The 12297-nt window shown below is 64.1% G+C and carries 9 protein-coding genes; all 9 read left to right on the forward strand.

The features are described from left to right. Positions 1-75: 75 nt before the first annotated feature. The 9 genes from NKI17_RS34130 to NKI17_RS34170 all read left to right on the forward strand — a co-directional run bounded on the left by NKI17_RS34130 (position 76) and on the right by NKI17_RS34170 (position 11873). Entirely contained in the window at positions 76-1197 is a 1122-nt protein-coding gene (locus NKI17_RS34130; protein ID WP_352699728.1) for a carboxylate--amine ligase, read from the forward strand. A 19-nt stretch (positions 1198-1216) separates the two neighbouring features. Beyond that, positions 1217-2773 carry a glucosamine inositolphosphorylceramide transferase family protein gene (locus NKI17_RS34135; RefSeq protein ID WP_352907575.1) on the forward strand — a complete coding sequence of 519 codons (1557 nt, stop codon included), beginning with the start codon at positions 1217-1219 and terminating at the stop codon, positions 2771-2773. Positions 2774-3336: 563 nt separating this feature from the next. Then, positions 3337-4593 (forward strand): NAD(P)-binding domain-containing protein, encoded by a 1257-nt coding sequence (locus NKI17_RS34140; protein WP_352907576.1) that lies wholly within the window; start codon positions 3337-3339, stop codon positions 4591-4593. Continuing rightward, positions 4590-5396 carry a glycosyltransferase family 2 protein gene (locus NKI17_RS34145; RefSeq protein ID WP_352699734.1) on the forward strand — a complete coding sequence of 269 codons (807 nt, stop codon included), beginning with the start codon at positions 4590-4592 and terminating at the stop codon, positions 5394-5396. Before NKI17_RS34140 ends, NKI17_RS34145 begins: the two co-directional genes overlap by 4 nt. After that, on the forward strand, positions 5396-6541 hold the full coding sequence (locus tag NKI17_RS34150; protein WP_352907578.1) for a glycosyltransferase family 4 protein: 1146 nt from the start codon (positions 5396-5398) through the stop codon (positions 6539-6541). Before NKI17_RS34145 ends, NKI17_RS34150 begins: the two co-directional genes overlap by 1 nt. Next, positions 6517-8511: a putative glycosyltransferase family protein gene (locus tag NKI17_RS34155; protein WP_352907579.1), complete on the forward strand. Its 1995-nt coding sequence runs from the start codon at positions 6517-6519 to the stop codon at positions 8509-8511. Before NKI17_RS34150 ends, NKI17_RS34155 begins: the two co-directional genes overlap by 25 nt. After that, complete coding sequence (locus NKI17_RS34160) at positions 8498-9256, forward strand: hypothetical protein (RefSeq protein ID WP_352907580.1); 759 nt, start codon at positions 8498-8500, stop codon at positions 9254-9256. The genes NKI17_RS34155 and NKI17_RS34160 overlap by 14 nt, the downstream gene beginning before the upstream one ends. A 14-nt stretch (positions 9257-9270) precedes the next feature. Next, on the forward strand, positions 9271-10548 hold the full coding sequence (locus NKI17_RS34165; RefSeq protein ID WP_352907581.1) for a glycosyltransferase family 4 protein: 1278 nt from the start codon (positions 9271-9273) through the stop codon (positions 10546-10548). Between the two features lie 20 nt (positions 10549-10568). Further along, positions 10569-11873, forward strand: coding sequence for a lipopolysaccharide biosynthesis protein (locus tag NKI17_RS34170; RefSeq protein ID WP_352907583.1), 1305 nt, complete (start codon positions 10569-10571; stop codon positions 11871-11873). The last annotated feature ends 424 nt before the right edge of the window (positions 11874-12297 follow it).

Genomic DNA, 12297 nt, shown 5'->3' on the forward strand with positions numbered 1-12297 from the left:
GCAGTAGTAATAGGTGGGGAGCTGAACGGGCTCGGCGTGTGCCGCAGCCTTGCCCTGGGCGGGATGCCCGTTTGGGTGGTCGACCGCAAGCGATCGAACCCGGCGCTGTGGTCGCGCTACGCCCACCCGATCCTGGCAGACTCCCTGCATGGCCCTAGCTTCGTGGACTTCCTCCGCGATCTTCGGAGGCGGATCGGCGAGCGGCCCTTCCTGGTCATCACGGATGAGCTGGCACTTCTTACGGTCTCGGAATACCGCAAAGAGCTGGAGGGGCTTTACCACTTCCGCCTCCCAACTCACGATACCGTTAGTATGCTGCACGACAAAGCCAGGTTCCACGAGAGCGCCGGGGAGCATGGCTGGCCAGTGCCGAACGGCGTGGTCGTGCGGGATCTCGCGGGCGTTCGCGAGATTATGTCGCTCCGCCTGCCGATGATCCTGAAACCCGCCGACAAGCGCCACTTCCACGAGGGGCATGCTCCCCGGCTGATAAGCGCGCAGAGCTACGCTGATGCCTTCTCGGCCGCGGAGAGGCTGCTGGCTCAGACCGGCGAGGTCTTGGTGCAGGAGACCATAGAGGGACCGGACGACAGCATCTATTTCTGCCTGTTCTACAGGGGACGCAACGGCGAGACGCTCGGCATGTTCACCGGGCAAAAACTCGCCAGCACCCCGCCGGGCACCGGGAGCACGGCGTTCTGTACGGCCGCAGTAAACGAGCAGTTGGAACGCACCACGAAAGACCTCCTCGATCAGGTTAACTACTTCGGATTTGGCGGCATTGAGTACAAGCAGGATATCAGGAGCGGACGCTTTCTGATAATAGAGCCCACGGTCGGGCGCACTGACTGGCAGGAGGAGTTGGCGACGCTCGTCGGCGTCAATATCCCGCTGATAGCCTATCGGCACGAACTCGACCTGCAGCCATTGCCGGCCGGCCCGGGTGACGGTCGCGTGGTCTGGCAGGGTTCATGGATCGAGCGGATCCGCTTTGGCGCGAAGCCGATCCCGCCTCGCTCGGTCGTGGTGGATGGCTACTGGCGCCGGGACGATCCGCTGCCGGCCCTGGTGTATTACCCTTGCGATGTGGCGCGCGCTGCGGCTTTTTATCTGCCTCCCTGGCTCGCGGGCTCGCGCCGGACAGCTGGCAAGGTGCGTCGCTCGAGCTGGTTCTCGTCAAAGCTGTCGTCTTCTTGAATTCGCCGTGAGAACAACAATGCGCATTTGCTTGAGTCTCGATCCGTCGCGGCCGCTGCGTTGGCATCTGTGGCTGGCAGAGGCGCTTGCTGAAGTGCCTGGCAACGACGTCTCCTGCGCTTTCGCGGCCGGCTGCCGCCCGCTGCCGTTGATCTTCCGTCTGCTGCTCGAACTCGAAAGACTAGTCTATGGCTTAGGTGTCAACGGCGCCACCGATCCCGTCGAGGCGGCGCTGCGGTCCCTGCCGCCGCCTCCGGCCGACCACGTGGACGTGGTGATTGATTTGAGCGGAGAGGAGCCCCTCCTGTCGGGACGGCGCGTGCTGACGCCGCTCTTCAACGGCGTACCCAGCGAGATCGGAGTCATGGCGGCCTTGGCGAATGATCAGGACCTTCTCGTCGACCTGCACGACACGGCGCGCCCGTCGCGGCCGTGGATGGCGCGTCCGGCCAGTGTAGACCGTGAAGTGTTCGCAGCGAGCCTCGATAGCGTCCTCTCCTGCACTGTGGCGCTGATCCTAAAAGCCTTGCGCGAGGAAACCGGTTCAGCTGCGTCCGATGTCCCCGGCCCACGCACGGCCGTGCCTTCGCTCGGCGCGCTTTCGGCCCTTGCAAGAGCGACACACACAGTGACATCGAAGGCAATCAGGTTCTTGGACATCCTGGCAAGAGGCGGCAGGATGTGGGGGATTGGCTGGCGCTTCGACGAATCGGCGAGCCTGCTCGACAAAGGCGACGCAGCATTCCGGGTGCTTACCGGGGAGACCGACAGCTACCTTGCCGATCCGTTCCCCTTCCGGCACCAGGGGCAGGATTTCATATTTGTCGAAAAGCACCTCCACTCGAAGAACCGGGGATGCATTGCAGTCGTGGCAGCGGACCGGAACGGGACCGTCGGCGCACCCCAGATCGTCTTGGAGGAACCGCATCACCTCTCATACCCGTTCGTGTTCGAGCAGGACGGGCAGATCTGGATGATCCCCGAATCGGGGGCGGCCAGGAATGTCAGCCTCTACAGGGCAGTGGAATTCCCTTACCGGTGGACGCGGGAGGCCTGCCTCATCGAGGGGATCGAGGGCTACGATACCACGCCTCTGCGCCATGAAGGCGGCTTCTGGTTTTTCGTCAGCCCAAGGCTGTGGAGGTCCACGTCCTGGGATGTCCTCAGCCTCTACCGTGCCGAGAGCCTGACCGGGTCCTGGACGCCCCATGCCGCAAACCCCGTCCTGCTCGATGCCACGCTCAGCCGCCCCGCAGGCGCCGTCATCCGACACGGCGGACGCATGCTACGCCCGGTCCAAGATTGCGCGCGCGGCTATGGCGGCGCGGTGACGTTCTGCCGGATCGATGAGCTCGGCGAGTCGGAATTTGCCCAGACCCCGGTCGGTCGCATTCGGTCCGGAGCGTTCGGGTGCCACACCTACAACCGGCGGTCCGGCCTGGAGGTGATCGACTTGTTCGGTCATCTCGGGGGTCTGCGAGAGATCACGACCTCGTATCGGTTGCTTGTATCCGATGCGCCGGTCTCGGGACCGCACGGGCAGCACCTCTCCTGGCCGGTCTCGCGTCCGGTTTAGCTACCCATAGCCAGCTGGTCCAGCGAAAGGTACCCCCTGCGAAGGGCCGGGCGACCTCGACCCTTCTCGGGCACAGAAAAAGTAGGATCTCGGAAGACGGCCGAGTGAAGGAGCGAACCCACCTGCACGTCGCAGCTTCTGGCCAGTGGCAATGTCGGCGTTGCGTTGGGACGTTCATCGGCCCGGCCGATCTTCGCTGCCTTCTGCACCCCTTACTCGCTAGAAATTGTCGCTTGTGAGCTAATGCCGGCCGCGGGTCGATGAATGTCCTCGCTGGCGTTGAAGGTGGCCCCAGAGGTCCAAACGGGTTTGGCAACGCTGCCAACACAGCTGCTGAAGGTGATCGGTGCCGCTGCCGTACTGTTCTCGCTGGTGCTACGGGCTGGAAATAACCTGAAGGGATACCCCCAAAGAGCTAATCATCTATTGTCTTTACCTAACCATCTATCGTGCTTCCATTTCAGAACTGTATCAGTAATGCTCAAGTAACTAGAGCTGAAGAGGCCGTCTAGGTCCCAATATTATTTCATATAATATTGGTTTCATTTCCGGGGAGTCTGCACATGGCTGGATCAAACACATCCGTGGATGTGGCGGTCATTGGAGCTGGCCCCTACGGCCTGTCGCTGGCCGCGCATTTACGCGCGCGAGATGTCGAGCACCGGATTTTCGGGGAGCTCATGGGGTCATGGAAGCACAACATGCCCCCTGGTATGCTGCTCAAGTCCTATCCCTGGGCGTCGAGCCTGTCGGATCCGCGGTCTGAATTCGCACTGAAGGCGTTCTGCGCCGAACGCGCCCTGACCTATCATGACGAGCTGCTTCCGCTCTCGCTCAGCCGGTTTATCGAGTACGGCGAAGCCTTTCAGAGGCGTTACGTTCCCATAGTTGAACGCAAGACCTTGATGGCGCTGGAACCCAGCGCTGGCTGCTTTCACGCCACTTTCGATGACGGCGAGATAGTCCATGCGCGCCGCGTGGTAGTGGCGGTCGGCCTTCATCCGTTCAAACGCCTGCCGCACCAGGCCGTGCATCTGCCCGCCGATCTATGCTCGCACAGTGGTGAGTACGGCTCTCTGCAGCCGCTGGACGGCAAGGAAATCATCGTGGTCGGATCCGGATCATCGGCGTCCGATCTGGCGGCGCTGCTCTACGAACGCGGGGTCTCGGTTTCGCTCGTTGTGCGCCGACCGCAGCTGGATTTTGCCGGCTACCCTCGCCCCCGAGCCCTGTTCGAGCGCATTACCGCCCCGATGAACGGCATCGGCCATGGCTGGACCTTGGCGACCTGCGCCAAATATCCGCAATTGATCCGACTTCTGTCGAAGGATTTGCGAGTCCGGCTTGCTAACATCAGGGCGCTGGGGCCCCTTGGCGGCGCTTTCATGAAAGACCGGGTTATCGGGAAAGTGCCGGTGTGGCTCGGTCGTACCCTTCAGAGCGTCGAGACAAGCGACGGCAAGGTGCTACTCGATGTGATGGACGCCAGTGGCGCGCGGCGTTCTATGCGGGCCGATCACGTCATCTTCGCGACCGGGTACAAGATCGATGTTGGGCGGTTAGGCTTCCTGGGCCCAACGCTGTTGCGCCAGATCCGCTTGGTTGAGGGCGCGCCGCAGCTATCGGCCCATTACGAGACCTCGGTGCCTGGCCTGCATTTCATCGGTCCCGCTGCCGCGAACAGCTTCGGCCCGGTGTGTCGATTCGTATACGGGACCCATCACCCGGCGCATCATCTCGCCCGACACCTAGTGGCAGTTCTTGCGCGCTTCCAGCCCGCCTCCTGGGTTCCATCGTACGACCTCAAAGCGCTGTCATGAACGCCCGTCTCGCCAGCATTCTCGCCCCTGTCGGTGCCGTATCGCCGCCTGACCCGATTGATTTCGCGCTGCGCCGCTCGCTGACTCTGCCCCGGGTCAGCTTCGTCGTCCCGACGCTCAATGAAGCCGAGAACCTCCCTTGGCTTCTGCCGCGCATCCCCAACTGGGCGCATGAGGTCATTATCGTGGATGGTCGCTCGACCGACGACACGGTCGCGGTCGCGCGCCGCCTGCGCGAGGATGTGAAGATTGTCATGGAGCCCCGGCGGGGCAAGGGTGCTGCACTGCAAGCGGGATTCCTGGCCGCCACAGGCGAAATCATCGTCATGCTGGACGCCGACGGCTCCATGGTGCCGGAGGAGGCGATCGTCTTTGTCAGTGCGCTGATGGCCGGCGCGGATCTCGTCAAGGGTTCACGCTTTATCCAGGGCGCCGGCACCGACGACATGTCGCTGTTCCGAATGTTCGGCAATAAGGGGCTGACCCTGTTCGTGCGGCTGCTCTATGGCGGTTGGTTCTCCGATCTATGCTACGGATACATAGCCTTCTGGACCAAGCACGTCGCCACGCTGGACTGTGATTGCGATGGGTTCGAGATCGAGACCCTCATCAACGTGCGGGCCTTGAAGAACCACCTCAATATCGTCGAGGTGGCGAGTTTCGAGGCTTCGCGCATCAGCGGTGTGAGCCATCTGCGCGCCATGCCGGACGGCTGGCGCGTCCTGAAAACCATCCTGCGCGAGAGGGTGCACCAACAGCGCAGGCGGAGCGCGACAGCCTGTGTTGTCGGTGGACAGACCTGATGCGAATTCTGATGGTTGCCGCTCGCTGCTATCCCTTCATGGGCGGCATCGAAACTCACATCCAGGAGGTCGGTACTCGCTTGGCGGCGCGCGGCCACGCGGTCGACGTGCTCACCACCGATCCCACGGGGGAGTTGCCGGTCGAGGAGGAGGTGAGCGGCATGCGGGTGCAGCGCGTGCCGGCCTGGCCGAGGAAGCTGGACCTCTATGTCGCGCCCGGCATCTATAGCGCGATCCGGCGCGGGGCTTGGGATCTGATCCATTTCCAAGGTTACAGTACCTTTGTGGTGCCGATAGGGCTGCTCGCAGCCGTCCGCGAGAACTTGCCGTTCATCCTGACCTTCCATAGCGGCGGGCATTCCTCCCGGCTGCGCAACGCCGTGCGCGGCACGCAGCACGCGCTGCTTCGGCCGCTGGTGGCGCGGGCCGCGCGGCTGGTTGGCGTCTCCGAATTCGAGGCCAACTTCTTCAGCGCCAGGATGCGCGTGCCGCGGGAGCGGTTTGTCGTCATCCCGAACGGCGCCGCAATGCCCGCTGCGAGCCCCAGCGTTAAGGTCGATCCGCACCTGATCGTCTCGGGCGGCAGGCTGGAGCGCTACAAGGGCCATCACCGGGCGATTGCGGCCTTGCCCGAACTGATCCGCCGGGTGCCAGACGCGCGACTGCACGTCGTCGGAACAGGCCCGTATGAGGGAGAATTGAGGCGCCTCGTAGCGACACTCGGCCTCGAGAGGCGGGTCACTATCGCGAGCATCCCCGGATCCGAGCGGCAGAACATGGCTGACCTCCTGGCGAGCGCCGCGCTGTTCGTGCTGTTCAGCGACTACGAAGCCCATCCGGTCGCCGTGATGGAAGCGCTGTCGCTGTGCCGTCCGGTCCTTGTCAGCGACACGTCCGGGCTGCGGGAGTTGGCCGCCAAGGGCCTGTGCCGAGCTGTCCCGCCCAACGCCGGTCCGAAAGAACTGGCCGCCGCCATGGCCGAGGAGCTGGGGGCCCCTCGGGAGGTCCCGGATTTGGCGCTACCGGACTGGGATGCCTGCGCTCAAGCGCTGAGCGATCTTTATTGTGAGGTCCTGAACAGCCGATCCATGGTCCGATTGCCCCCCGGCGGCGTGATGTCGTGGCCACCTGCGACGGAGGCATGAGCCTAATGATACCAGCTCATTTCACTGCAGCAACCAGGATCAACCCGCTCCAGGCCGGAATCCAACTTGTCTCGCTGGTTATCGGCCCGGACCTTCGCGGTGGCAGCGCCGATGCCCCGCCGCGACCGGCGAACTCCGGATGGATTGCGGTTCTGTGCCTGACGGTCGCTACCGCTCTGCTCCTGGTCGTGGCCGGGCACGGGGCCGGGCGCCGGGGCGATACGGTAGCGCCGCTATTGTTCTGGTCTGGTATCGTTTTGCTTGTCGTGCCGACCAGCCTTCGCATCGCGTGGCCGATGGTCGCCCGGGGTGAGCGCCTCTTCCTCCTGTTCCTGCTTGCCGAGGCCATGTTCTATTACAAGGTCGTCTATTCCCCGACGAGCTTCATCCATCACGACGAGTTCTTGCACTGGGTCGCGGCCGACGATCTCTTGACGGCCCGCCGGCTATTTCTGTCCAGCCCGCTTCTGCCGGTCGGGCGAGCGTATCCCGCCCTGGAAATCCTGACGACGGCGATCGTCAATCTGACGGGATTGCCATTGTTTGTGGCGGCGACCCTATTGTTGGCCGTCCTCAGGGGCACGTTCATCGGTGCCCTGTTTCTGTTCTTCGAAAGCATCACCGGATCGCCGCGCATCTCGGCCATCGCCTGTCTGACCTATATGGGCTGTTCAACCTTCGTCCAGTTCGAGTCGATGTTCTCCTACGAGAGCCTCGGCATCGTGCTGTGCGTACTGATCTTCGCGGTCGAAGCAGCGTCCAAGGACTTTGTCGGGCGACCGAGGCTGAAGGCGCTCGGGTTGATTGCCTTGCTGTTGGCGAGCCTCGCGGTCACGCACCACCTCTCGGCCGCCTTCACCGCCATCTACTTCGTTGCGCTGGCGGCCCTCGAGGCTTGGCGCCGGCACGGCCCCTTGCGGATTGGGGCCAGGACCGCCGTGGGCGTCACGGCGCTCCTGGCCCTAGCTCTGCCGCTCCTTTGGATACAGGCCCGTGGCAACCCTCTCACAAGCTATCTCGCCCCGGTGGCCGAAACCGGCTTCAAGACATTGCTCGGAAAGATTCTGGGCGCGCCCATTCCAGGGTCGGAGCACCCCGGAGCGCCTACCCAGCCCCTTGGCATGCGGCTGACCACCCTATTCGCGATCCTGCTGTTGGCACTCGGGCTGGCGACGGGTTTCTTTCGGTCGCTGGCCATGGCAGCGCCGCGCGATGCGCAAGCGGGCTGGCGTCCGATCCAGGACATTCTCAACCGGCGCTGGCGCGACAGCCGCATCGTGCTCCTTACCTTGCTGGCCTTCGCGTTCCCGGTCTCGGTGGCCTTCCGGCTGACCGTCGCTTGGGAAATCGGAAACCGCATGGGAACGTTCGTGTTCCTCGCCGTCGGGCTGGTCGTGGCGGTGAGCATCGTCCACTTCTGGCAGGGCCACGCACCACGCGGGTGGCGGTGTATCGCACCGGTCCTTGCCCTGGCGGTCATCGTGCTCGGCGGGGTCACGGCCGCGTCGCTCGCACCGATACGTGGACCCTACAGGGTGGCGGCCGACCCGCAATCCGTCGAGACCATGGCGATCGAAACGGCACGCTGGACCAGGGAATGGCTCGGTGCCGGCAATCGCTTCACCGCCGACCGCACCAATCAAATGCTGCTCGCGGGCTACGGGCGCCAGGACGTCAGGGTCAAGATCGTCGGAGGCGTGTTTTCCGCGCGCGTGTTCGAGGACGAAAAATTGGGGCCTGACGAATTTTGGGCCCTGGTGAGAAGCGACGTTGATTTCCTGCTGGTGGACCTGCGCCTGTCCACGGCCCCCCCAATGCTCGGCTTCTACTTCGAGCCCTGGGAAGCGCGGGGAAGGCCGCTGTCCCCGGCGGCGCTACTCAAGTTCAACGACATCGGTGGCGTCACCCGCATTTATGACAACGGCTGGATCATCATCTACGACGTGAGGGGATTGCATGGGAATTCCTAGCAAGCGGGATCTTCTGGCCGCCTGCCTGTGGGCGGGAGTTACCGTTGCCGCCGTTGCGCTCAGCGACGACATGCTCCTTCGCGCCATCCTGGGAGTGCCCATGGTGCTCCTCGTCTCGGGCCACACGGTGCTGCGAGCCATTGGCATAAGAACCACCTGCGTGTCGGAACACCTCGCCTACGCGATCGGAGCAAGCCTTGCCGCCGGTATCGCCGGGGGCTTTGCGCTGAACGCCGCAGGCTTCCTGACGCCGCTCGGCTGGGCGGTCTGGTTCTGGGCCGTCACGGCCGGCGCGGCGCTGGTGGCCGCCGGCCGCCGCGACGCGCCCGATCTGCCAAGCTGGCCGTCTCCGGCGCGGGTCCGGCTCTGGCAGGGAGCTGTGATCGCGCTGGCGGCGCTGGTGGCGACCGGAGCTTATGCGCTGGCCGTCCGCGACGAAGCGACCTACCGGGAATTCAAGTACACCGAGCTCTGGATGGTGCCACCGGCCAGCGGTGACCCGGGCCGTCTTACCGTCGGCGTCCGCAGCGCCGAGACCCAGACGCTGCGATTCGACCTGGAAATCACTCTCGACGGACGGCTGTTCGCCGTCTTCCGCTCGCTCACCATCGCGCCGGGCGACACCTGGACGCGCGAGTTCCCGGTGTCCGTCCTGGCCACCCCGCAGAAAGCCGAGGCCCGGCTCTATCGGCCGGAAGATAATCGACTCTATCGCAGCGTTTCGACGCTGGTGCCACGCATCTGAGACGAGGCTCGACCATGCGCATCCTGCTGCTGTCGCAATTCTATCCTCCAGTGATCGGGGGAGAGGAGCGGCACGTCCGCAATCTCGGCGCAGCGCTGGCGCAGCGCGGCCATCGTGTGAGCGTCGGTACCTTGATGCATCCTGGATCGCCCGACACCGAACTGGACGGCGCGGTCCGGGTGCATCGCCTGCGCGGCGCGCTCCAGCGCTTGTCAGGCCTCCACACCGATTCCGAGCGCCGCCACGCGCCGCCTTTCCCGGATCCCGAACTGGTGTTGGCCCTCAAACGGCTGGTCGCAAAGGAGAGGCCGGACATCGTCCACGCCCATAACTGGATTTACGCCTCCTTCCTGCCACTCAAAGCTCTCGGTGGCGCCCGCCTCGTGGTTACACTCCACGACTACGGCCTTATCTGCGCCAAGAAGAACTTCATGCACCTGGGTACCCATCTCTGCAGTGGCCCGGCATTGGCGAAGTGCCTGCCCTGCGCCGCCGGACATTACGGCGCGGTGAAGGCAACCGCGACCACGTTTGGCAACTGGGCGTCGAGCTTCGCCGCCCGGCGGATGGTGGACCGCTTCATCGCGGTCAGCCGCGCAGTGGCGCGTCATAGCGGACTCTCGCGAGGAGGCGCTCCCTACGAGGTCATCCCCAATTTCGTGCCTGACGATGTCGGGGTGCTTGGCCCAGAAGATCCCTGCCTGCGCGAGTTGCCCGGCGACGGATTCATCCTGTTTGTCGGCGACATGATGCGCCTGAAGGGTATCGACGTTCTCCTGAAGGCCTATGCTGGTCTGGAGCGGGCGCCTCCGCTGGTCCTGATCGGGCGCAGGGTCGCCGATACGCCAACCGAGTTTCCGCCGAACGTCCGGGTTTTCAGCACATGGCCGCATTCCGCCATCATGCATGCATGGCGCCGCTCGCTGTTCGGCGTGCTGCCATCGGTCGGGCCGGAAGCCTGCGCGACCGTCATCATGGAAGCGATGGCGTCCGGCAAGACCGTCGTCGCAACCGACGTCGGCGGCATGCCGGATCTCGTCGATCACGGCGAAACCGGGCTTCTCGTGCCGCCGGGTGATGCCCCAGCCTTGGCCGATGCGATGCAAACGCTTCTGGAAGACCGCGCTTGGCTGGCCAGACTGGAGGCGACAAGCCTCGCCCGGGTGGGGCGCCTCAAGGCCGGAGCGGTCGTGACCCGGATCGAGCAGGTCTACCGGGATGTCCTGCGCCCGGCCGCCAAGGGAGCCGCGGTGCCGGCGCACCAGGGTTCGGGAGGGCCATCATGCGGGTAGACCTCGCCCGGACCGCCATCATGCGCGTGCGCCGAGTGCTTCAGAAGAGCGCCACGCTCATCACAAATTCCGGCGCTCTGGCGATCGGCACGATAGCAACGGCCGGTCTTGGATTTGTCTATTGGTGGCTCGCCGCCCGGACATTTCCGCCGGAGGTGATCGGCAACGCCGCCGCCCTCCTGTCCGTGATGGGCCTCATCGGTCTCTTAGGCGAGGCCGGGCTCGGGACCTTGCTGATCGGCGAAATCGTCCGGCATCCGGGCAAGGAGCGCGGTCTAGTGGCGGCAGCAGTGTCCGTCGGGGTGATGCTGACGGTCGGCCTGGGCCTGTTGTTTATCTTCGGGGGGGCTAACCTCGTGAGCTCGTCCGGGCCGATCGATGGTTGGTTCGAGGGCCTTGCGTTCGTCCTCGGCTGCGGCCTGACCAGTCTCAGCGTGCTGGGCGATCAGGCGTTCGTCGGTGCCCTGCTTAGCAGCGGCAGGATGATCCGGCAGGTGCTGTTCTCGACATTCAAGCTGATGCTGATCGCCGCCGCCGCGGCCGTCGGCTACGCCTCCACTGGCGCGATTCTTCTGACATGGGTGGCCGCGATCCTGGCGTCCTGGATCGGCGTCGATCTCTTGACCCGCGGCCGTGCGCGTCGCCTCGTTGGCGTCCCCGATTTCCAGCTGCTGCACAAGCACCGACGCAGGGCGTTCGGTCACTACGCGCAGGATGTTGCCTCGCAGGCCCCGACCTTCATCATGCCGTACCTTGTGCTGGTTCTCTTGTCACCGACCACCAATGCCGCCTTCATGGCGTTGTGGATGCTGGTCTCCATTGCCTCGTTGATTCCCGCTGCCGGGGCCACCGTCCTGTTCCCCGTGGTCAGAGCAAGCTCGGAACAATCCGGGCACGACTTCCTTTTGTCTCTAACGGCGTCACTGCTCTTCTCGCTGGTTTGTGCCGTCTTCATCTTCGCCTATTCACAGCAGATCCTTGCGATCTTCAATCCGGCCTATCCGGAGATCGCCGGTTCGAGCCTGCGCTTTCTCGGATTTAGCCTGGTGGGATCAACGCTCAAATTCCATGCCAGCACGCTGGCGCGGCTGCGCGACAGGATGCTCAAGGCATCTCCCTGGTTCGCGCTTGGCGGATTGCTGGAGCTTGGCTGCGCGGTCGCAGGGGCGAAGCTTGGTGGGCTTGAGGGCTTGGTCCTGGGCTGGACGCTCGCCGTCAGCATCGAGGGTGCGTGTGTCGGCCTCGTTTGGACCATCGCGACGAAATCGGGTTCTCGCGCCGGCCCTTTCCACAAAGGCGGGGGCCCGTCGCCGCTCCAAATTTGAGGAGATCCCGCTCGTCGCGCAAGGTTGTCGACTGCAGGAAGACGCGTGCCGATACTGGCCAAATCGTCCTAATCTAATCTGTTGCGATCCGCGTGTTCATCCCCGTTTCCATCACGACAGCATGGGAAATCGTCGTTGCCTTCGTTGCGCGCATCACCTTGTTGCTACGAACTGCAACACAAACGCGCCGCCTTCGAGGCGAGCCGGACCGAAATCACAGTTGGCGCTGGATCGTCGAGGGGCCGTTTGGCTGGCTCAACCGTGCCAGAATCCAACTGACAAACCGGTCCCGTGGTCCCACGCATGGGGTCCACTTCAGCCCTAGTGGATGGAATCTAACGCTTGGTGCCCGCGTTTGACGGCGGCAATGATCTTGTCGGGGTCGGCGATCCAAGAGAAGGGTTTGGGTTGCTGGTTGTGCTCT

Source organism: Mesorhizobium sp. M0816 (genome assembly GCF_040320005.1).
Lineage (GTDB): Bacteria > Pseudomonadota > Alphaproteobacteria > Rhizobiales > Rhizobiaceae > Mesorhizobium.